This window comes from Bradyrhizobium sp. USDA 4516 (genome assembly GCF_054055915.1).
In genome coordinates, this window is the sequence record NZ_JBSRXT010000001.1 from 5812029 (window position 1) to 5833203 (window position 21175).

A 21175-nucleotide genomic window follows, 5' to 3' on the forward strand; every position below is an offset into this window, starting at 1 on the left:
CGATGGCCTTGGCACTCTGCGCCCTGACCAGCGCAATCGAGTTGCCGACCGGCTCGGCACAAGCGCAAAGCTACACTTGGGGCGGCACGGGCAGCTCGACGAGCACCGATGTCTACGAACTCCCGACCAACTGGTCGACCACGTCGGCCGGCGCGCCGCCGATCCTCCCGAACCAGTCAGCCATTTTCGATTCATCGGGATCGGCGACGGTCACCATCGGGCCCGGCTTGATGCTGCCGGGGTCCTGGAGCTTCACCGCCAATTCGCAATCCTACACGATCAATGGCAACCCGGTTGGCTTCAGCCTGTCCGGGCCGACCGGCGGCCTGATCAACCAGGCCAACAACGGCCAGACCATCACGATCAACGCCAACCTCACCGACGGCATTGGCGGTCCGGCGATGGTGCAGCAGCTCGGCAATAGCACGCTGGTGCTCGCGGGCACCAATGCCTATTCCGGCGGCACGCTGATCTCCGCCGGGACCGTGCAGGTGACGAATGCGGATTCGGTCGGCACCGGCACCATCACGCTCAATGGCGGCACGTTCCAGATGCAGTCGCCGACGGTCTCGAGCGTCGCCTTCGCCAACAACATCGCGGTCAATGCGGCCGGCGGCACGGTCGATGCGAACGGCGCCCAGGTCAATCTCCAGGGCGTGATCGCCGACGGCGTCGGCGCCGGGGTTCTGCGCCTGATCGACTCGTCGGCGTCCGCGTTCTCCAATGTGCAGCTCTCCGGCGCCAACACCTATTCCGGCGGCACGCTGGTGGTCGATACGACCGTTGTCGTCAGCAACAACAGTTCGGTCGGGTCAGGCACCGTCACGCTCGACAATGCCTCGTTTCAGGCCGACGGCCTCATCAACCTGACTTTCAGCAACAACTTCAAGATCAACACGTCGGCGATCGGCAGCGCGATCGACGCCAATGGCGTGACGCTCACGATCGCCGGCAACATCGCCGACGGCAACGGCCCCGGCAAGCTGACGGTGCTGGATAATTCAGGCGGCCTCGGCCGCGTCGTGCTGCTCGGCACCAACACCTACACCGGCGGCACCACGATCTGCGATTGCGCGACGTTGCAACTCGGCGACGCCAGCCACACCGCTTCGATCGTCGGCGAGGTCGCCGTCGACGGCAAGTTCGACATCGTGAATGCCAACACCGCGGGCATCACCAAGATCGTCAACGACGGCTTCAACGGGATCGCCACCACGACGTTCTACAATTCCACCACGGCGTCGACGGCGACGATCGTCAACCAGAATTTCGGCATTACGGAGTTTCGCGACAGCAGCACCGCTGGCAATGCCACCGTGAGCAACACCAATGGTGCGCTCACAGTGTTCCGCGACACCAGTTCTGCCGGCAACGCCAGGTTCACCAACACCAACGGCGGCATTGTGGTGTTCGGCGACGCGTTTGGTCCTCCCGGCGGCTCCGACACCAGCACGGCCGCCAAGGCCGTGATCGACAACTCCAACGGCGGCGCCGCGGTGTTTCTGGGCCACACCAATGCAGGGCAGGCCACCATCACCAACGGCACCAATGGCGGCTCGACGCAGTTTTTCGAGTCCTCATCTGCGGCTTCGGCAACCATCGTTACGCTCGCGGGCGGTCAGGTCGCCTTTTTTCAGAACAGCACGGCGGCGAACGCCAGTTTCGACAACAGCGGCGTGCTCTATTTCGGATCTGTCGGTATCAACCCGGTAGAGGCGCCGACCGCGGCCAACGCGACGATCGTCAATCGGGCTGGCGGCGTTTTCCAGTTCGATGCCTATGCCACCGCGGGCAATGCGATTATCGACAACCAGGCCGGCAGCCAACACATCTTCACGGCGTTCGCTACCGCGGGCGACGCCACCATTACCACTGAAGCCGGCAGTACCATTAAGTTCTTCAACAACGCGACCGGCGGCAACGCACAGTTCATCACCAACGGCACCGGACTGGTCGATTTCTCGCTCAGCACGGGGCTGAACGGCGACGGACGCATCACCGCGGGTTCGATCGCAGGCTCTGGCTTCTATTATATCGGCTCAGGCAACACCCTCGCCGTTGGCAGCAATAATCTCTCGACGACGCTCAGCGGCGTGCTTGCCGACTTCGATCCGTTGAACCCATTCCATATCTGTGGCTGTTTCGGCGGCGGTCGCACCGGTCCGGCGAATTTTGAAAAGACCGGCAGCGGCACGCTGACCCTGTCGGGCACCAATACCTACACCGGCACCACCGTCGTCAATGGCGGCATCCTGCAGGTCGACGGCTCGATCGCCTCGTCGAGCCTCACCACGGTGAATGCCGGCGGCGCGCTCTCCGGCATCGGCACCGTCGGCAACACGACGATTGCAAGCGGCGGCATCCTGATGCCCGGCAACGCGACACCAGGCACATCCCTGAACGTGGCGGGCAACCTCGCCTTCCAGTCGGGGGCACTGTACCTCGTCGGGCTCAATTCGACGGCGTCCACCTTGGCCAAGGTGAGCGGCAGTGCGACGCTGGCCGGATCGGTCGGCGTCAGCGTCGCCGCCGGCAGTACGATTGCCAAGCAATACACCATCCTGTCGGCGGCCGGCGGCCGCAACGGCACGTTCGCCGGTATCGATTCAACCGGGCTGCCGTCGAACCTCGTCGCGACGCTCGGCTATGACGCGAGCAACACCTATCTGAACTTCACGCTCGATTACGGCGCGAAGTCGAAGCTGAACGTCAATCAGCAGAACGTCGCCGCCACACTGCAGAACTTCTTCAACGCCAATGGCGGTATCAACGCGGTGTTCGCCGGGCTGTCGCCGGCCGGCTTGACGCAGGCCTCGGGCGAGGGCGCGACCGGTTCGCAGCAGGCGACGTTCAACGCGATGGGCCTGTTCCTCGGTCTGCTGACCGATCCGTTCGTCGCCGGGCGCGATGGTGGGTTTGGCGGCGGCGCGGGGGCGACGCCGTTCGCCGAGAAGAGCATGCCGCTCGCCTATGCGGCGCGCCAGAGCGAGCCGCGCGATGCGCTGGCCGCGATCTACACCAAGGCGCCGCCGCGGCTGGTCGATTTCGAGCAGCGCTGGAGCGTATGGGCGGCGGGCTATGGCGGCTCGCAGACCACCAGCGGCAATGCGGTGCTGGGCTCGAACAACACCAGCAGCAGCCTCTATGGCACCGCGGTTGGCGCCGACTACCGCTTCTCGCCGAACACCATTGCCGGCTTTGCGCTCGCCGGCGGCGCGAGCAGCTTCAGCGTCAACGGTCTCGGCTGGGGCCGCTCTGATCTGTTCCAGGCCGGTGCGTTCGTTCGCCACAGCGTCGGCGCGGCGTACTTGAGCGCGGCGCTCGCCTATGGCTGGCAGGATGTCACCACCGATCGCATCGTCGCCGCGGCCGGCGCCGATCATCTGCGCGCCAACTTCAATGCCAATGCCTGGTCGGGCCGGCTCGAGGGCGGCTATCGCACTGCCACGCCGTGGATCGGGCTGACGCCTTATGCGGCGGCGCAGTTCACGAGCTTCGAGCTGCCGGCCTATGCGGAGAGCGTGGTCTCCGGCGGCGGTGCCTTCGCGCTGAATTATGCCGCGAAGAGCGTCACCGACGTCCGGAGCGAACTCGGTCTGCGCTCCGACAAATCGTTCGTTATTGACGGCGGCATCTTCACGCTGCGCGGCCGCGTTGCCTGGGCGCACGACTTCAATCCGGACCGCGCCGTTGGTGCGGTGTTCCAGACGCTGCCCGGCGCGGCCTTCATGGTCAACGGCGCGGCGCAGGCCAGCGACTCGGCGCTGACCACCGCCTCCGCCGAGCTGAAGTGGCGCAACGGCTGGTCGGCCGCCGCGACCTTCGAGGGCGAATTCTCCAACGTGACACAGTCTTACGCCGGCAAGGGCGTTATGCGCTATACGTGGTGACCCTCCGTGCTATAGCCTCCTGCGGCGAAAGCTTGTCCCGGACTTGATCCGCGACAGCATTTCGCGAGACGAAATACGCATCAAAATGAGTGGGACAAAACCCACGCGGGAGGGAATATGCGCGCAGCGATCTTCAGGAACGGCGAGATTGTCGTCGACCGGGTGCCCGAGCCGAAGCCCGGCGCCGGCCAGGTGCTGGTCAAATCGCTCGCCTGCGGCATCTGCGGTTCCGATCTGCACGCACGCAAGCATGCCGACCGCATGGTGGAGCTGAGCAAGTTCCTGCCCGGTCGCACGCCGATGGATCTGTCGCGCGACGTCGTGTTCGGCCATGAGTTCTGCTGCGAGGTCCTCGACTACGGCCCGAACACGACGCGCAAGCTGAAGCCCGGGACGAAAGTGTGCTCGCTGCCGGCGCTGCTGACGCCGGAGGGCCCGAAGGGCATCGGCTATTCCAACGATTATCTCGGCGGCTATGCCGAGCAGATGCTGCTCAGCGAGCCGCTGCTGCTCGAAGTGCCGAACGGGCTTGCGGCCGAGCACGCCGCGCTCACCGAACCGCTTGCGGTCGGCGTGCATGCGGTGGCGATGGCCAACATCCAGGGCGGCGAGGTGCCGTTGGTGATCGGCTGCGGACCGGTCGGGCTGGCGGTGATCGCGGCGCTGAAGATCAGGGGGCTCGGACCGATCGTTGCTGCGGATTATTCGCCGGCGCGGCGCCTGCTCGCCGAGAAGATGGGCGCCGATGTGGTGGTCGATCCCGCCAGGACGCAGCCCTATGCGAGCTGGGCCGAGCACGCCCAGATGACCGATGCGGAGAAGGCGGCGCGTCCGCCGATGCAGGCGCTGCTGCCGCCGCTGAAGCCTGCGCTGATCTTCGAATGCGTCGGCGTGCCCGGCGTGCTGCAGCAGGTGTTCGAGGGCGCCCCGCGCAGCGCCCGTGTCGTCGTGGTCGGCGTCTGCATGGAGACCGACAAGTCCGAGCCGATGCTCGGCATCATCAAGGAGCTCAACGTCCAATATGTGCTCGGCTACACGCCCGAGGAATTCGCCTATTCGCTGCGCCTGATCGCGGAAGGCCAGGTCGATGCCGCCTCGCTGGTCACTGGCCGCGTCGGCATCGACGGCGTCGCGCAGGCGTTTGCCGATCTCGCCAATCCCGAGGCGCACACCAAGATCCTGGTCGAGCCGTGGCGCTGATCTGGCGTTGAACGCGGCGCTAAACTGATGGCCAGGGGCGCGGTTTGCATTTCGTGACGCCGAATCTATAGTTCGCTGTCTCGTATCGCACTGACAGCACGTACCTCATGCGAATTTCGATCATCACGGGAGGCGGCTCCGGCATCGGCGCCGCAGTCGCGCGCCGGCTCGCCGGCCCCGCTCAATCCCTGATGCTGCACGGACAGGGCGTCGAGGCCGCCGGCCTCGCGCGGCTGAATTCGGTCGCGGAGGAATGCCGCAGCAAGGGCGCGAAGGTCGAGGTGAGCACCGGCGATCTCGCCAAGGCCGGCGCCGGCACCGCGCTGGTCGCGGCAACGCGGGCCGCGTTCGGTCCGATCGACGCCATCGTGCACGCCGCGGGTTTTGCCGACCGGCGCGAATTCTTAAGCCTGCCGCGCGAGGCGCTGGAGCGCGCCTTCGCGGTGATGGCGGCGGCCTTCCATGAAATCGCGGCGGCGGCGCTGTCTGACCTTACGCGCAGCGCGCAAGGCCGCGTTGTCGCGGTGTCGAGCTTCGGGCCGCATCGCTTCGTGCCCGGCGCCACCTATCCGGCATCGGCCGCCGCGAAGGCCGCGCTCGAGGTGCTGGTGAAGTCGCTCGCGATCGAGCTCGCCGCGTCAGGCGCCACCGCCAACGCCGTGATGCCGGGCTACACCCGCAAGGATCCCGGCCTGTTCGGCGCGCTTGATACCGCGACCTGGGAGAGCGTCGCAAAGGCCAATCCGATGCAGCGGCTGGCCGAGGCCGACGAGGTCGCGGCCGTCGTCGCCTTCCTGCTGTCGCCGGAAGCATGCCACGTCACTGGCGCGACGCTGCCGGTCGATGGCGGCCTGACCTTGATGTGACGCCATGAGCGAGGGCGAACCAACAGAGCAGGTCGATGTTGCGGTGCTCGGTGCCGGCATGGTCGGCGTCTCGGCGGGCCTCGCCGCGCAACAGCGCGGGCTCTCCGTCGTCGTCGTCGATCGCCGCGAGCCCGGCAGCGAAACCTCCTACGGCAATGCCGGCATCATCTCCTCGGGCTCGATCCTGCCGCTCAATACGCCGTCGCTGCTGAAGAACCTGCCGAAATATCTGACCAACGCGCATCCGGCGCTGCGCTGGAACATTGCGTGGGCGCTCGCCAATACCGGCTGGGTGATCCGCTTCCTCGCGGCGGCAACGCCGTCGCAGACCAAACCGCGCGCCGCCGCGCTGCACGGCCTGATCAGGACCTCGCTGAAGCTGCATCGCGACTGGATCGTGCAGGCCGGCGCCGGCCATCGCATCCGCGAAACCGGCTGGCTCAAGGCCTGGCGCAGCGACGGGCTCGCCGCCGCCCAGGCTGAGCAGGCAGCGCTCGCCGAGTTCGGCATCCGGAGCGAGGTGCTTGATCGGCAGGCGATCTCCGCGCTCGAGCCCAACATCATTCCTGCCTATAGCGTCGGCCTGCTGCACACGCAGACGGCATCGGTCGATTCACCCGGCGCAGTGGTCAAGGCCTACGCGCAGATGTTCGCCGCTGGCGGGGGCACGATCAGGCAATCCGGAATCCGGCGGATCGAGCCGCACGGCGACGGCTGGCGCGTGCAGCTCGCCGACGGCGAGATCGCCGCGCGCCATGTCGTGGTCGCGCTCGGGCCGTGGTCGGCCGAGCTGCTGCAGCCGCTCGGCTATCGCGTGCCGCTGGCGTTCGAGCGCGGCTATCATCAGCATTTCGTGCCGAACCCGGCACGCAAATTGCTGCGGCCGATCCATGATGCGGAGGGCGGCTTTCTGATGACGCCGATGGAGCAGGGCGTTCGCGTCACCAGCGGCGTCGAGCTCACTGCGCGCGATGCGCCGTCGAATTTTTCGCAGCTCGAGGCGGTGGTGCCGATGGCGCGCAGCGTAGTCGAATTCGGCGATGCGGTCGGCGAGCGCTGGCGCGGCGCGCGGCCGACGCTGCCCGATAGCCTGCCGATGATCGGCGCGGCGCCGCGACATCGCGGGCTCTGGTTCGCCTTCGGCAACCAGCATATCGGCTTCACCACCGGCCCCGGAACGGGCGCCGCAATTGCGGCGATGATCGCGGGCGATGCGCCGCCGTTCGAGGTGCGGGCATTTTCGCCCGCCCGGTATATCGCGTGACTCGCGCGAGACCGCCTGCAATGCTTGGCGATCAAGCGCGCGGCAACCGAGGGGCAGGATGAACTACGTCTGGGATTTCGGCATCCTTGCCAAGTACAGCCATCTGTTCTGGCTCGGGCTCGGCTGGACCATCGCCTACACGATCGGCACCATCATCCTCGGGACCCTGATCGGCTTGATCGTCGGCATGCTGCGGCTGCGGCGCATTCCCGTGATCGACTGGCTCCTGATCGCCTATATCGAATTGTTCCGCTGCACGCCGCTGCTGGTGCAGATCATCTGGTTCTACTACGCGTTTCCGGTCGTGATCGGCGTCAACATCCCGGCGCATGTCGCCGCCGTCAGCGTGCTGTCGCTCTATGGCGGCGCATTCTACGCCGAGATCGTGCGCGGCTCGATCGAGAGCGTGCCGGTCGGGCAGTGGGACGCGGCGAAGGCGCTCGGCTTCCGCGGCTGGCGCCTGATGCGGCTCGTGATCCTGCCGCAGGCGCTGAAGCCGATGATGGCGCCCTATGTCAACCAGTCGGTCACGCAGCTCAAGAACACCTCGCTGGTCTCGATCATCGCGGTACCCGATCTCGTCTACAACGCGACCTTGATCAACGCCGACACCTACCGGCCGCTCGAGGTCTACACCATCGTGGCGCTGATCTATTTTGCGATCCTGTTCCCGTCGACGCTGGTGGCGAGGCGGTTGGAGCGCGGGCTGACCTACGACAAGGTGTGAGTTGCCTGACCTCTCCCGCTTGCGGGGGAGGTCGGATCGCATCGTTAGGTGCGATCCGGGTGGGGGCTCTCTCCATACATAGGGTGTCGCTTGTGGCGACACCCCCACCCCGGCCCTCCCCGCAAGCGGGAGAGGGAGATCACTGCCGTCTCGGCAATCGCCTCAGATACTCAACTCCACCGGTACATCCTCGGGCTTGACGCCGGCAAGGCCGAGGCCCTTGACGAACCATTCGCGCATCTGGCCGATGCCGCGGTTGTAGTCGATCCACACCGAGAGAAAATCGCGCCAGCGCTTGTCGGCTTCGCGCCGTACCGCCGTGCCGCTCGCGATCGTCACCGATGGCGAGGCCAGGATCTTGTAGGTGCCGAGGTTCGGGTTCTTGGCGATCGCGGTCAGCCCGAGCACCAGCGCGTTGACCACGCAATCGACGCGACCCGACGACATTTCCAGCATCACCTCGTCGCGCGACTTCAGCGACTTGATGGTGGCGTTCGGCGCAAAGCGGCGCGCCACCGCCTCGTTGGCCGAGCCGACGTCGACCGCGATCTTGACCTCGGGCTTGTTGATGTCGGCCCAGGTCTTGGCTTCCAGCCCCTTCCTCAGCATCGCGCCGAACGGATGCGGGAACACCAGATTGGTGAAATCGACCACCAGCGCGCGCTGCGGCGTCGGGTTGAGCGCGAAGCCGAGGTCGATCTTGTTGGCCTGCAGATCAAGGATTGAATTGCCGTAGGTCGACTCGACATATTCCAGCTTGACGTCGAGCAGTTTGACCAGGTCGTTGGCCATCTCGATCGAGAAGCCGGACCAGGTGCCCGACGCGAGGTCCTTGTTGAAATAGGGCAGCTCGCCCGGCAGCACCGCGATCCGCAGCACCTTGTTGGCCCGGATGCGATCCAGCGTGTTGTCGGCTGGCGTCTGCGCCGAGGCCGGCGTTGCCATCGCGGCCGCGAGCGCCGCGCCGCTGCCGATCCCGAGCGCATAGCGCAGCGCGTCGCGGCGATCTTCGGAGATTTTGATGTCGTCGGATTGAGTCAAGCGGGCCTCCCTGCACCAGATCGGGGGAAGCCTAGCGTCGGTATCCGGTGCCAGCAAGTGCGCGCGCCTGCACCATTGGTAGGCAAGGCGAGGGCGCGGTCGCCTACGTGCCGGACTTCACCTCTCCCGCTTGTGGGGGAGGTCGAATAAGCCGCGAACCGCGCCCTTAGGGGTTAGCAACGATAGGTCATGTTCGCCCCTGTGACCGAAGAAAAGAAAACGGCGGGGAAGCTCAGTTCGGCTACCCAATCGAGCACTTGGTTGTCTGTCTGGGTTTCTGGACTTGAAAGGTGTGGAAATTGAAAAAGCACCGTCCCGTGAATGTCCAAAAGAACGAGACGATCGATAACCCAAACATCACCGTCGTCGGTCGAGAAAAATTTTGCCAGCAATTCTGCTGTTCCGTCAGAACGAAGCCTGAGAGTGGGGCCGTTGTTCAGGGTGCCGTTCAAGAAGCCGGACAGCTTGCAATCGCCGTAACGAATAGGCGCGCTCCAACTGAGGTCAAGGGTTTGGATAGCATGTGTCGCAACACCCTTATAGCTTTCTGGCTGGTCGGTCGCCGAGCTTTTGCTTTCAAGATGTTCTTTCAACATAGCGTACGCCTCCTTCTAGCCCGCGAATTGCGAGCAACCTCTGGTTTAAAGGGAGGGCGCAAAAGGACCAGTGAGCTGCCTCACAATCTACAATCGCGATTTAGTGATCCTCCCCGTAAGCGTGGGGCAATCGCATATGGCCGTTTGAGGCGATCGGAGTTCCCACAAACTCGTCATGCCCGGGCTTGTCCCGGGCATCCACGTCTTCGTTTCCACGCGAAGAAAAGACGTGGATGGCCGGGACAAGCCCGGCCATGACGGCGCGGAAGAATCCGTTCATTCCATATGCGATTACCCTGCCCGTAAGCGGGGGAGGACAGAGCGTGCTCGTGCCCAGAATCAATATCGTCCCGGCACGTACATCTCCTGCGGGATCGGGCCGCGGTGATAGTCCGGGTTGCGCACCCGCGGCGGCAGCACCACCGGCTGGTGGGTGACCGCCTGATAGGGGATCTGGCTCAAGAGATGCGAGATGCAGTTGAGCCGGGCGCGCTTCTTGTCGACTGCATCGACGATCCACCACGGCGAGTCCTGCAGGTGCGTGCGTTCCAGCATCGTTTCCTTGGCCTTGGTGTAGAGCTCCCAGCGGGTCCGCGCCTCGACGTCCATCGGGCTCAGCTTCCACTGCTTCAGCGGATCCTGGATCCGCATCGAGAAGCGGAACGCCTGTTCCTCGTCGGTGATCGAGAACCAGTATTTCAGGAGGACGGTGCCGGAGCGGATCAGCATGCGCTCGAATTCCGGCACCGAGTTGAAGAATTCCTCATACTGCTCGTCGCTGCAGAACCCCATCACCTTCTCGACGCCGGCGCGGTTGTACCAGCTGCGGTCGAACAGCACGATCTCGCCGCCGGCCGGCAGATGCGAGACATAGCGCTGGAAGTACCATTGCGTGCGCTCGCGCTCGTTCGGCGCCGGCAGCGCCGCGATCCGGCAGACCCGCGGGTTGAGCCGCTGGGTGATGCGCTTGATCACGCCGCCCTTGCCGGCGGAATCGCGGCCCTCGAACAGCACGACGACCTTCTTCTTCTCGTGCTGCACCCAGTCCTGCAGCTTGACCAGTTCGCCCTGCAGCCGCAGCAATTCGCGGAAATAGAACTTGCGGTCGATCGACGGCCTGCCGGCGGCGCCGTCATGGTCGAGCTCGTCGAGCCTCATGTCGTCGAGCTCGAGCTCGAGTTCCTCGTCGAGGCTGTCGGCCATCTCCTGATGGATGCGGGCGCGCAAGGCTTCATCCCGCAAGGCTTCGTCCCGCAAGGCTTCATCCCGGGAGGCTTCGTCGGTGAGGGCTGAGGTCGTCATGAAGGTCCGTCTTTCAGTGTGTTAGATGGATCGGACGGCAGCATTGACGGGCGATGTTACCCCTCTATGACAATGCCGTGACCGCTGTTTCACGCCGCCGGGCGGACTGTGCTAACAAGCCGACAAAACCAAAAAGGGAGATGTGCCGATGATTTCGCTCACGCCAAAAGACGTCCTGCCGGAGGACGGCACCGCCGGCACGCTGGTCGGGCGGGTCTGGTTGCCGCAGGCCGGCGGGCCCGCCGTCGTCGCGGTGCGGGCAGACGGTGTGTTCGATGTCACGGCGCGGTTCCCGACGGTGAGCGCGCTCTGCGAGGAAAGCGATCCCGCGGCCGCGCTGCGTGCCACGGGCGGCGAGCGGATCGGCGATTTCGAGGCGATCCTCGCCAACACCCCGCCCGACGGCCGCGACAAGGCCAGGCCGCACCTGCTGGCGCCGGTCGATCTCCAGGTGCTGAAGGCCGCCGGCGTCACCTTCGCGATCTCGATGCTGGAGCGCGTGATCGAGGAGCGGGCGCGCGGCAATCCGTCCTCGGCGGACGCGATCCGCAAGGAAGTGGTGCGCCTGGTCGGCGACGATCTCTCCAAGCTGAAGCCCGGCTCCGAGCAGGCGGTGAAACTGAAGCAGGTGCTGATCGATCAGAATGCCTGGAGCCAGTATCTCGAGGTCGGCATCGGTCCCGACGCCGAAGTGTTCACCAAGGCGCCGACGCTGTCCTCGGTCGGATCAGGCATGGATGCCGGGCTGCATCCGAAGTCGACCTGGAATAATCCGGAGCCGGAGGTCGTGCTTGTTGTCTCCGCCGCCGGCAAGATCGTCGGCGCCGCGCTGGGCAACGACGTCAATCTGCGCGACTTCGAGGGGCGCTCGGCGCTGTTGCTGTCGAAGGCCAAGGACAACAACGCTTCCTGCGCGATCGGCCCGCTGCTCCGGCTATTCGACCAGACCTTCTCGCTCGACGATGTCAGGAAGATGGATGTCGGCCTGACCGTGACTGGCGCAGACGGCTTCGTGCTCGAGGGCCATTCCTCGATCAGCAAGATCAGCCGCGACCCGACCGATCTGGTCGCCCAGACCATCGGCCCCGTGCATCAATATCCTGATGGATTTGCGCTGTTCCTCGGAACGATGTTCGCGCCGGTCAAGGATCGCGATGCCAAGGGCGAGGGTTTTACCCACAAGCGCGACGACATCGTGACCATCGCCGCGCCGCAGCTCGGCAAGCTGGTCAACCGGATGCGCAATAGCGACGAATGCGAGCCCTGGACCTTCGGCGTCGGTGCGCTGATGAAGAACCTCGCACAGCGCAAGGTGCTGTGAGGATCAGGACGGGGCGGCGAGTCCACTACCTCGGCCACTTCGTCGGCCGTGTGCGGCCTGTCGCGTGGCGGCAGGTCGGCGCCGAGTTGCGCCGACAATCCGGCGACGTTCAGCCGCCTCTCGCAGCGCGTTGAACGACGACGATGGTGACTGTGCCGAAGCGTCGGCGTTGTCGAACATGTTCAGAAACCTGCGCGGCAGATCGACCGTGTGGCGCAACTTGAGCGCGCTAAAACACGCGGAATTTGCCGCTTTTTCCTAGCTTTATGTGAACCAGTTCATCCTCGTTCGCGCCGGTCCGCTCCAGCATATCGGCTCGACGCGAACAGAAGGAGTCGCGGACATGAGCGAGCAGCCATCAAACGGAATGCCGGATTGGCTCACCACCGATATGCTGGTCATTGCCGTCTCACTGGCCATCATCGTGATTGGGATATGGATCGCGCCGTAGCCTGGTTGTCGCGGCGAGGCCGTCCAGCCGGGCAGGGCGCCAGCGCCAATCACTGGGTTGCCCGACGGCGCAAGCCTCTTTTGCAAAACGGAACGAGATGCAAAGCTCGGACGATTCACACACTCAGTGCCGTCCCTGCGAAAGCAGGGAACCCATAACCCCAAATGCAAATTGTTAAGCGATGCTGCAACGACGAGTCCCTCTCACAACAACTGCTGCGGCGTATGGGTCCCGGCCTTCGCCGGGACGACACTGTGGGGTTGGCGTCATTCGAGTGACCAACCAACGCCCTCACACCGGCAACGCCGTCGAATACTTCACCTGGCTCAGCGCAAAGCTCGACTCGATAGAGGCGATGCCGTCGAGCCGGGTCAGCTTGTTCTTCAGGAATGCCTCATAGGAGGAAAGGTCGGCGGCGACGACGCGCAGCAGATAGTCGCGGTTGCCGGTCATCAGATAGCATTCGAGCACCTCGTCCCATTTCGAGATCGCGCGCGCGAAGCGGTTGAGGTCTTCCTCCTTCTGCCGCGCCAGCTTGATCGAGATGAAGACGGAGACGTGCAGCCCGATCGACTTCTGGTCGACGGTTGCGATGTAGCGAGAGATCACGCCGCGCTCCTCGAGCAGCTTGACCCGGCGGTGGCAAGGCGACACCGACAGCCCGACCTTGTCGGCGAGTTCCTGCATGGTCATGCGGCTGTCGGTCTGGAGCAGACTCAGGATCTTGCGGTCGATGGCATCGAGGGCAGGCATTGGGATGAACTCGTCAGTTGAAGTCGGATCGTGGGAATTTATCCCAATTTTTCCTGTGCTGTCGCGTGGAATTGAGATTTTCGCCGCCGCCTGCGGCAGTAACATTCCGGCATATCGCCCGGAGCATTGCCATGGGAATCGCGCCTGAACGCCTCGACATGCTGTCCGCCCTGGCCCGCAAGGTGCTGTGGCTGTCGTCATGGACCATCCATCACGCCAACCATGTGCGGCCCTCTACCGACGGGTTGAAGGTCGGCGGCCACCAGGCCTCGTCGGCCTCGCTCGCCAACATCATGTCGGCGCTTTATTTCTCGGTGTTGCGCCCGCAGGACCGCGTCGCGGTGAAGCCGCATGCGAGCCCGGTGTTCCACGCCATCCAGTATCTGTTCGGCCACCAAACCCGCGACAAGCTGGAGAATTTTCGCGGCTACAAGGGCGCGCAGTCCTACCCCTCGCGCACCAAGGACAGCGACGACGTCGACTTCTCGACCGGCTCGGTCGGCCTCGGCGTCGCGCAGACGCTGTTCGCCTCGCTGGTGCAGGATTACGTCAAGGCGCATGGCTGGCTGCAGGACCGGCCGGAGGCCCGCATGATCGCGCTGGTCGGCGACGCCGAGATGGACGAGGGCAACATCTTCGAGGCGCTGCTCGAAGGCTGGAAGCACGGCCTGCGCAACACATGGTGGGTGGTCGACTACAACAGGCAGTCGCTCGACGCCGTGGTGCGCGAGGGGCTGTGGGCCAAGTTCGAGACCATGTTCCGCAACTTCGGCTGGGACGTGGTGATCGTGAAGTACGGCAAGCTGATGCTCGAGGCGTTCGCCGAGCCCGGCGGCGAGGCGCTGCGGCGCTGGATCGACAACTGCCCGAACCAGATGTACGCCGCGCTCTGCTTCCAGGGCGGCGCCGCGTTCCGCAAGCATCTGCGCGACGACATCGGCGACCAGGGCGAGGTGTCGGCGCTGATCGAGCGCCGCAGCGACGACGAGTTGCTGGCGCTGATGTCGAATCTCGGCGGCCACGACATGGCGAGCATGATCGAGGCCTTCGAGGCGATCGACCATGATCGGCCGGTCTGCTTCATCGCCTATACCATCAAGGGTGTCGGCCTGCCGATGCAGGGCCACAAGGACAACCACGCCGGCCTGATGACGGTCGCCCAGATGGAGAAATGGCGCGCCGCGCAGAATATCCGCCCCGGCCACGAGTGGGACAAGTTCGAGGGCCTTTCGCAGGAGCCTGCGAAGCTCGAGGCCTTCCTGGCCGAGTCGCCGTTCAACCGCGAGGGGCGCCGCCGCCTGTCGGCGCCAGAAATCGACGTGCCGGAACGGCTGGCCTTCAAGGCCTCGGCGCAGATGTCGACGCAACAGGGTTTTGGTCTCGTGCTGCACGAGCTGGCGCGCGGCGATAGCGAACTCGCCTCGCGCATCGTCACCGCATCGCCCGATGTCACCGTGTCGACCAATCTCGGCGCCTGGGTCAACCGCCGCGGCCTGTTCGCGAAGGCGGAGAACCACGACTTGTTCCGGCAGGAGAAGATCCCGTCCGCCTACACCTGGGAATATTCGCCGAAGGGACAGCACCTCGAGCTCGGCATCGCCGAGATGAATCTGTTCATCATGCTGTCGGCGCTCGGCCTGTCGCACCAGATCAACGGCGCGCGGCTGTTGCCGGTCGGCACGCTGTACGATCCCTTCATCGAACGCGGCCTCGATGCGCTGAACTATGCCTGCTACCAGGATGCCCGCTTCATGGTGGCGGCGACGCCGTCGGGCATCTCGCTGGCGCCGGAAGGCGGCGCGCATCAGTCGATCAAGACGCCCTTGATCGGGATCGGGCAGGACGGGCTCGCCTCGTTCGATCCGGCCTTCGTCGATGAACTTGCCGTGATCATGGGCTGGGGCTTTGGCCACATGCAGCGCGAGGGTGCCGAGGGTGGTTCGGTTTACTTGCGACTCTCGACCCGTACGCTGGAGCAGCCGCAACGGATCATGACCCCGGACCTGCAGCGCGACATCACCGACGGCGCCTATTGGATCCGCAAGCCGGGCCCGAACTGCGACATCGTCATCGCGTATACCGGCACCGTCGCGCCGGAGGCGATCGAGGCGGTCGGCCTGATCGGCGAGAACCACCGCGACGTCGGTCTGCTGGCGGTCACCTCCGCCGACCGGCTCTATGCGGGTTGGTCCGCCGCGCGGAATTTGCGCCGCGACCGCCGCGGCGCGCAGCATTTGAGTCATATCGAGCGCATGCTGGCGCCGCTCGGCCGCGACTGCGGCATTGTGACCGTGATCGACGGCCATCCGGCAACGCTCGGCTGGCTCGGCAGCGTGCGCGGCCACCGTGTCGAGGCGCTCGGTGTCGAGCATTTCGGCCAGACCGGCACGATCGGCGACCTCTACCGCCACTACGGCATCGACGCCAACGCCATCATCGACGCGGCGGAAAGCGTCTCGGTCGGCGCCCCAGTGCGGCATCGCAAGATGGCGGTGTAGCCACATCGTCGTCCCGGCGAAGGCCGGGACCCATTACCACAACTGGCAGCAAGTAAACGCGACTCGTTCTAACAGCACCCTTTACCAATTGCCGGCGGAGTTTATGGGCCCCGGCCTTCGCCGGGGGCGACGAGACCAACCTTGCCACCTGCGCGATAGCGACATTATATGCTGTTCGCGCGCACGAGCCGCGTCCCGCATATGGCGGGTTCAATTCGCCGGGCTTTCGTGCAAGGATGCCTGCCGAACGCTTTCGTTCCCCATTCCATACGCCCCGTACAAGAGGTTTCCGATGGTCAATCGCATGCAATTCTACATCGACGGCGCCTGGGTCGATCCCGTCGTCAAAGGCAAGTCCACCCCGGTCGTCAATCCGGCGACCGAAGAAGCGATGTATGAGATTGCGCTCGGCTCCAAGGCCGATGTCGACAAGGCAGTCGCCGCCGCCAAGCGCGCCTTCGAGACCTTTTCCCGGACCAGCCGCGAGGAGCGCGTCGCGCTGCTCACCAAGATCGTCGAGGTCTACAAGGGCCGCATGAAGGAGATCGGCGCCGCCGTCTCCGACGAAATGGGCGCGCCGTTGCCGATGGCCGAGAAGCTGCAGGCCGGCGCCGGCCTTGGCCACCTCATGAACACCCTCGAAGTGCTGAAGAAGTACGAGTTCGAGGAGACCATGGGCACCGCCGTGATCGTGCGCGAGCCGGTCGGCGTCGTCGGCATGATCACCCCCTGGAACTGGCCGCTCAACCAGATCGCCTGCAAGGTCGCGCCCGCGCTCGCCGCCGGCTGCACCATGATCCTGAAGCCGTCGGAGTTCACCCCGACCTCGGCGCTGATCTTTGCGGAAATCCTCCATGAAGCCGGCGTGCCGAAGGGTGTGTTCAACCTGCTCAACGGCCTCGGCCCGGAGGTAGGTGCCGCGATGAGCGAGCACCCGGACATCGACATGATCTCGTTCACCGGTTCGACCCGCGCCGGCGTCGACGTCGCCAAGCGTGCGGCGCCGACCGTGAAGCGCGTCAGCCAGGAGCTCGGCGGCAAGTCGCCGAACGTGATCCTCGACGGTGCCGACCTGACCAAGGCGGTGACCGGCGGCGTGATGCACATGTTCAACAACTCGGGCCAGTCCTGCAACGCGCCGTCGCGCATGATCGTGCCGCTCTCCAAGATGAAGGAAGTGGCCGCCATCGCGAAGGGCGTCGCCGACAAGACCAAGGCCGGCGATCCGCGTGCGGACGGCACCACGATCGGTCCGGTGGTCAACCGCGGCCAGTGGGACAAGATCCAGGCGCTGATCCAGAAGGGCATCGACGAGGGCGCAACGCTCGTCGCCGGCGGCCCGGGTCTGCCCGAGGGCGTCAACAAGGGCTTCTATGTCCGTCCGACCATCTTCGCCGACGTCACCAATGACATGACGATCGCCCGCGAAGAGATCTTCGGACCGGTGCTGACCATCCTCGGCGCCAAGGACGAAGCCGACGCGGTGAAGATCGCCAACGACACGCCGTATGGTCTCGCCGGTTACGTCTCCGCCGACACCGTGGAAACCGCGCGCCGCGTCGGCCGCCAGATCCGCGCCGGCAACGTCAACCTGCAGGGCGTGCCGAACGAGCGCACCGCGCCGTTCGGCGGCTACAAGCAGTCCGGCAACGGCCGCGAGTGGGGCCGCTACGGTCTGGAAGAATATCTCGAGGCCAAGGCGGTCGCCGGCTACAACGCCGCGTAAGCCGAGCCACGAGAGACGCGACTTTTGGCGCCGGGGCAGGCAACTGCTCCGGCGTCAGCCATTTTGGGGGCGCAAGGTCTTGAAGAGTGCGAATCTTGCGAAGATGAAGGTTGCAGTCTCGCCGTCATTGCGAGCGAAGCGAAGCAAAGCAATCCATCTCTCCTCACGGGCGGACAGATGGATTGCTTCGTCGGTTCGCTCCTCGCAATGACGGCCGGGCTAGCCGCCGAGCGCGCCTTGGGTGTTGACGTAGAGCGCATAGATCGACTGGCTCGCCGCCATGAACAGGCGGTTGCGCTTGACGCCACCGAAGCAGAGGTTGGCGCAGCGCTCCGGCAGCGCGATGCGGCCGATCATGACGCCGTCGGGCGCGAACACGACGACGCCGTCGAGTTCGGGATCACCCATGCCCCAGCCGCACCACAGATTGCCGTCGATGTCGCAGCGCATGCCGTCGGGCGTGCCCGGGCCGGCGTCGATGAAGACGCGCTTGTTGGAGATCGTCTTGCCGTCGGCTGCGACGTCATAGGCGAGGATCTTGCGGTTCGGCTCGCCGCGGGATTCGACGACGTAGAGGATCTTCTCGTTCGGCGAGAAGCACAGCCCGTTCGGCCCCAGCACGCCCTCGGCGACGATGGTGGCCTTGCCGGTTTCGGGATCGAGCCGGTAGACGTTGGGCTCGATCTCGGGATCGGCCTTGTAGCCTTCGTAGTTGCCGAGCAGGCCGAAGATCGGATCGGTGAACCAGATCGAACCGTCGGATTTCACCACGACGTCGTTCGGCGAGTTCAGCCGCTTGCCGCCGAAGGAGTCGATCAGCACCGTGATCGATCCGTCATATTCGGTGCGCACCACGCGGCGGCCGCCATGCTCGCAGGTGATCAGCCGGCCCCGGCGATCGCGGGTGTTGCCGTTGGCGAAGTTCGACGGCTTGCGGAAGATGCTGACCGCGCCGGTCTCTTCCTCCCATTTGAGGATGCGCTGGTTCGGGATGTCGCTGCACAACAGATAGCGGCCGTCGCCGAACCACACCGGACCTTCGGCCCAGCGCAGGCCGGTCGCGATGCGCTCGACGGCGGAGAGTTTCAGCCAGTATTTCTCGAAACGCGGATCGAGCGCGCGGATCGCGGGATCGGGATAGCAGGTCGCGGGACGCCAGCCGGCGGAATGAACATCGGACATTTGCTGTTCTCGTTGTTGTGTTTCGATGGTGTTTCCTTGAGCGCCTGGTTTGCTATCATTGTCGGCCTGCGACCGCAATTCGACCGGAGCAATCAGGAAAGAAGAGGGACGGCATGCCACGCATATTGATGACCGGCGCATCAGGGGGAATCGGAACGACCCTGCGCAAGCTGCTGTCGCCGATCTATCCGGATCTCCTGCTGAGCGATATCAAGCAGCCCTCCGATCTCGGCAGCAACGAAAAGTTCAAGGCGGCCGATCTCGCCGACCTCGCACAGGTCGAGGCGATCTGCGAAGGCGTCGACGGCATTCTGCATTTCGGCGGCTATTCGGTCGAAGGCCCCTGGGACGCGATCCTGCAGTCCAACATCATCGGTTGCTACAATCTGTTCGAGGCGGCGCGCAAAAAGGGCGTCAAGCGCGTGATCTTCGCCTCATCCAATCACGCGGTCGGGTTCTATCCGCGTCATCACCGCATCGGCACCGACGTCACCGCGCGGCCGGACAGTCGCTATGGTGTGAGCAAGGTGTTCGGCGAAGGCGTCGGCGCGCTCTATGCCGACAAGCACGGCATCAAGGTCACGTGCCTCCGGATCGGCAATTTCGGCGAGGCGCCGCTCGACCACCGCAGGCTCTCGATCTGGCTCAAGCCGGAAGACCTCGTCCAGCTCTGCCGCATCGGGCTCGAGCATCCCGACATCCATTTCGAGGTGCTGTACGGCGCGTCCTACAATGAGCGCTCGTGGTGGGACAATCACCGCGCCTACGATCTCGGCTATCGTCCGACCGGAAGGGCTGAAGATTTCCGCGAGCACGCGATGGCCGAGCAGGCCAAGCTGCCGCCGGATCCGGTCGGCGACTATTACCAGGGCGGCGCGTTCTGCAGCATGGGGTTCGACGGCGACAAGGAGAGGGTGATCGACTGGAAGAAGTGATCAGTCCTCGCATTGCGGCAGTTGCTTCACGGATTCGGTGTGCTGCTGCGCCTCCTTCGAACCTTGCCCGGATGTCTTGGGCGGGCTGCCGGGCCCGTCAAAGGTCTCGGCGAAGTGCGTGAGGGGAAAGGCGAGGCTTATGGTCTGCCCGGTGAGGTTCTTGGCTTCGACAGCGATCGTCTGCGCGTGCTTCAGCCGCTCGATCATTTCGCCGTCGGCCTCGAGCGTGCCGCCGCAGCCGAGCGTGTAGCAATGCGGCCTCGCGATCTGGATCGGCTCGTCCTGATCGATGCGGAGGCTGATCGTGCCTTCCAGCATGGTCCGCGTTCCGACATTGGCGCTCACGATCGCGCGCTTGCTACTCTGCGGCGAGACGCTGAGTGTGCCGCCCGATGGCGAACACTGACCGCGCGCGGCGGCGCCGACGAAGCAGCTCGCCTCTGTCAGGCACGTCTTGGTCCAGGGCTCGTAGGTGAGCTGCGTCGCGCGCGGATCGGCCGCTTCGCCGACGCCGCCGAGCGCAAGCTGCACGGTGAACGATCCAAGGAATATAGCCACATAGCGCATCGCCGTCTCCTTCACGAGGAGGCCGCGTATCGCGCTATTGCGGCTTTTTGTCGTTGGAGATGCGGACGAGATAATCCGCCTTGCTGTACTGCATGTGATCGACGCAAAGCTGCGCCAGCGCCCAGCTGTCGCGGCCCTTCAAGAGCTCGATCATCAATTCGTGCTGGCGGCGCGACAATGCGAGGCCCTCGCTGTCGGCGAGATTCTTGGCGCGCATCGGCAGCGTCAGGTTCATGTAGTCCTGCAATGAGCGGACGAGGTAAGGATTGCCGCAGGCGGAAAACAGCGCGAGGTGGAACGCATCGTTGGTCTCGTGAATGCCGCGCATGTCCTGCGCCTCGGCCTTGATGCAGTAGTGCCGTTGCAGCTCGCTCAACTGGTCGATCAGGCTTTGCGGCGCGGGCAGGGCGATCATCAGCGCGGCCTGCCGCGTCAGCATCTCGCGCACCTCATAGATCTGCCGCACTTCCTCGGCCGAATAGAACCGCACCGTGGCGCCGACATTCTTCTCGCGCAGCACGATGCCCTGGCGCTCGAGCTGGAACAGGGCCTGGCGGACGAAATGCCGGCTCGCGCCGTAGCGCTGCATCAGGTTATCCTCGACCAGGCGCAAACCGGGCGCGAAGCGGCCGAAGATGATGTCCTCCTCCAGCCGGCGGATCACCTCCGCTTGTTCCTCCTCGCGCGAGGGGGCCTGGAGTTCGGGCAATGTGGGCTCGGCTGTCATGCGCTCTCGGCTTTGGATCGTTGCCTGAGGTCAGCATAGCGCCACGGTTATTGTCAATAATGGGTGCGATTTTGCCGCAGACCAGCCACCCGCCGCGACCGGATTATCTCATATTGACAATAATTCCTG

General features: G+C 64.8%; 16 protein-coding genes. 9 read left to right on the top strand and 7 right to left on the bottom strand.

Annotation, left to right across the window (positions count from 1 at the left end):
- Positions 1-2 precede the first annotated feature (2 nt).
- The 5 genes from ACVI1L_RS26495 to ACVI1L_RS26515 all read left to right on the top strand — a co-directional run bounded on the left by ACVI1L_RS26495 (position 3) and on the right by ACVI1L_RS26515 (position 7947).
- Positions 3-3890, top strand: coding sequence for an autotransporter domain-containing protein (locus ACVI1L_RS26495; RefSeq protein WP_456784266.1), 3888 nt, complete (start codon positions 3-5; stop codon positions 3888-3890).
- A gap of 117 nt (positions 3891-4007) precedes the next feature.
- A complete protein-coding gene (locus ACVI1L_RS26500) occupies positions 4008-5090 on the top strand; it encodes a zinc-binding dehydrogenase (RefSeq protein ID WP_141340327.1) in 1083 nt (360 codons plus the stop codon).
- Positions 5091-5197: 107 nt separating this feature from the next.
- On the top strand, positions 5198-5956 hold the full coding sequence (locus ACVI1L_RS26505; RefSeq protein WP_076827011.1) for an SDR family NAD(P)-dependent oxidoreductase: 759 nt from the start codon (positions 5198-5200) through the stop codon (positions 5954-5956).
- Positions 5957-5960: 4 nt separating this feature from the next.
- The gene (locus ACVI1L_RS26510; protein WP_057017507.1) at positions 5961-7220 is read left to right on the top strand and encodes an NAD(P)/FAD-dependent oxidoreductase; all 1260 of its coding nucleotides are present in this window, start codon (positions 5961-5963) and stop codon (positions 7218-7220) included.
- A 58-nt stretch (positions 7221-7278) separates the two neighbouring features.
- A complete protein-coding gene (locus ACVI1L_RS26515) occupies positions 7279-7947 on the top strand; it encodes an amino acid ABC transporter permease (RefSeq protein ID WP_016839817.1) in 669 nt (222 codons plus the stop codon).
- 162 nt (positions 7948-8109) lie between these two features.
- On the opposite strand, the gene ACVI1L_RS26520 is transcribed toward ACVI1L_RS26515, so the two are convergent.
- The 3 genes from ACVI1L_RS26520 to ppk2 all read right to left on the bottom strand — a co-directional run bounded on the left by ACVI1L_RS26520 (position 8110) and on the right by ppk2 (position 10787).
- Entirely contained in the window at positions 8110-8988 is an 879-nt protein-coding gene (locus tag ACVI1L_RS26520; protein ID WP_076827009.1) for a transporter substrate-binding domain-containing protein, read from the bottom strand.
- 173 nt (positions 8989-9161) lie between these two features.
- Positions 9162-9584, bottom strand: a complete 423-nt coding sequence (locus ACVI1L_RS26525) for a DUF6294 family protein (protein ID WP_028331873.1) — start codon at positions 9582-9584, stop codon at positions 9162-9164.
- Between the two features lie 339 nt (positions 9585-9923).
- Positions 9924-10787 (bottom strand): polyphosphate kinase 2, encoded by an 864-nt coding sequence (gene ppk2 / locus ACVI1L_RS26530; protein WP_253610070.1) that lies wholly within the window; start codon positions 10785-10787, stop codon positions 9924-9926.
- Positions 10788-11034: 247 nt separating this feature from the next.
- Here ppk2 and ACVI1L_RS26535 point away from each other — a divergent pair, with 247 nt between their 5' ends.
- Positions 11035-12207, top strand: coding sequence for a fumarylacetoacetate hydrolase family protein (locus tag ACVI1L_RS26535; protein WP_456784267.1), 1173 nt, complete (start codon positions 11035-11037; stop codon positions 12205-12207).
- 742 nt (positions 12208-12949) lie between these two features.
- Here the strand turns inward: ACVI1L_RS26535 and ACVI1L_RS26540 are convergent.
- A complete protein-coding gene (locus ACVI1L_RS26540; RefSeq protein WP_016841346.1) occupies positions 12950-13411 on the bottom strand; it encodes an Lrp/AsnC family transcriptional regulator in 462 nt (153 codons plus the stop codon).
- A gap of 131 nt (positions 13412-13542) precedes the next feature.
- Here ACVI1L_RS26540 and ACVI1L_RS26545 point away from each other — a divergent pair, with 131 nt between their 5' ends.
- Positions 13543-15909, top strand: coding sequence for a transketolase (locus ACVI1L_RS26545; protein WP_456784268.1), 2367 nt, complete (start codon positions 13543-13545; stop codon positions 15907-15909).
- A 292-nt stretch (positions 15910-16201) separates the two neighbouring features.
- Positions 16202-17635 carry an aldehyde dehydrogenase family protein gene (locus tag ACVI1L_RS26550; protein WP_076827004.1) on the top strand — a complete coding sequence of 478 codons (1434 nt, stop codon included), beginning with the start codon at positions 16202-16204 and terminating at the stop codon, positions 17633-17635.
- A gap of 219 nt (positions 17636-17854) precedes the next feature.
- Here the strand turns inward: ACVI1L_RS26550 and ACVI1L_RS26555 are convergent, their stop codons facing one another.
- A complete protein-coding gene (locus ACVI1L_RS26555) occupies positions 17855-18817 on the bottom strand; it encodes an SMP-30/gluconolactonase/LRE family protein (protein WP_076827002.1) in 963 nt (320 codons plus the stop codon).
- Between the two features lie 113 nt (positions 18818-18930).
- On the opposite strand from ACVI1L_RS26555, the gene ACVI1L_RS26560 reads away from it, so the two are divergent.
- Positions 18931-19752 carry an NAD-dependent epimerase/dehydratase family protein gene (locus ACVI1L_RS26560; RefSeq protein ID WP_456784269.1) on the top strand — a complete coding sequence of 274 codons (822 nt, stop codon included), beginning with the start codon at positions 18931-18933 and terminating at the stop codon, positions 19750-19752.
- On the opposite strand, the gene ACVI1L_RS26565 is transcribed toward ACVI1L_RS26560, so the two are convergent.
- Positions 19753-20319: an invasion associated locus B family protein gene (locus tag ACVI1L_RS26565; protein WP_141340326.1), complete on the bottom strand. Its 567-nt coding sequence runs from the start codon at positions 20317-20319 to the stop codon at positions 19753-19755.
- A 34-nt stretch (positions 20320-20353) separates the two neighbouring features.
- Entirely contained in the window at positions 20354-21046 is a 693-nt protein-coding gene (locus ACVI1L_RS26570; protein ID WP_057017495.1) for a GntR family transcriptional regulator, read from the bottom strand.
- Positions 21047-21175 lie beyond the last annotated feature (129 nt).

Bases quoted from the DNA above. Each gene is read 5' to 3' on its own strand.
- ACVI1L_RS26495 (WP_456784266.1), top strand. From the start codon at position 3: ATGGCCTTGGCACTCTGCGCCCTGACCAGCGCAATCGAGTTGCCGACC.
- ACVI1L_RS26500 (WP_141340327.1), top strand. From the start codon at position 4,008: ATGCGCGCAGCGATCTTCAGGAACGGCGAGATTGTCGTCGACCGGGTG.
- ACVI1L_RS26505 (WP_076827011.1), top strand. From the start codon at position 5,198: ATGCGAATTTCGATCATCACGGGAGGCGGCTCCGGCATCGGCGCCGCA.
- ACVI1L_RS26510 (WP_057017507.1), top strand. From the start codon at position 5,961: ATGAGCGAGGGCGAACCAACAGAGCAGGTCGATGTTGCGGTGCTCGGT.
- ACVI1L_RS26515 (WP_016839817.1), top strand. From the start codon at position 7,279: ATGAACTACGTCTGGGATTTCGGCATCCTTGCCAAGTACAGCCATCTG.
- ACVI1L_RS26525 (WP_028331873.1), bottom strand. From the start codon at position 9,584: ATGTTGAAAGAACATCTTGAAAGCAAAAGCTCGGCGACCGACCAGCCA.
- ppk2 (WP_253610070.1), bottom strand. From the start codon at position 10,787: ATGGCCGACAGCCTCGACGAGGAACTCGAGCTCGAGCTCGACGACATG.
- ACVI1L_RS26535 (WP_456784267.1), top strand. From the start codon at position 11,035: ATGATTTCGCTCACGCCAAAAGACGTCCTGCCGGAGGACGGCACCGCC.
- ACVI1L_RS26540 (WP_016841346.1), bottom strand. From the start codon at position 13,411: ATGCCTGCCCTCGATGCCATCGACCGCAAGATCCTGAGTCTGCTCCAG.
- ACVI1L_RS26545 (WP_456784268.1), top strand. From the start codon at position 13,543: ATGGGAATCGCGCCTGAACGCCTCGACATGCTGTCCGCCCTGGCCCGC.
- ACVI1L_RS26550 (WP_076827004.1), top strand. From the start codon at position 16,202: ATGGTCAATCGCATGCAATTCTACATCGACGGCGCCTGGGTCGATCCC.
- ACVI1L_RS26555 (WP_076827002.1), bottom strand. From the start codon at position 18,817: ATGTCCGATGTTCATTCCGCCGGCTGGCGTCCCGCGACCTGCTATCCC.
- ACVI1L_RS26560 (WP_456784269.1), top strand. From the start codon at position 18,931: ATGCCACGCATATTGATGACCGGCGCATCAGGGGGAATCGGAACGACC.
- ACVI1L_RS26565 (WP_141340326.1), bottom strand. From the start codon at position 20,319: ATGCGCTATGTGGCTATATTCCTTGGATCGTTCACCGTGCAGCTTGCG.
- ACVI1L_RS26570 (WP_057017495.1), bottom strand. From the start codon at position 21,046: ATGACAGCCGAGCCCACATTGCCCGAACTCCAGGCCCCCTCGCGCGAG.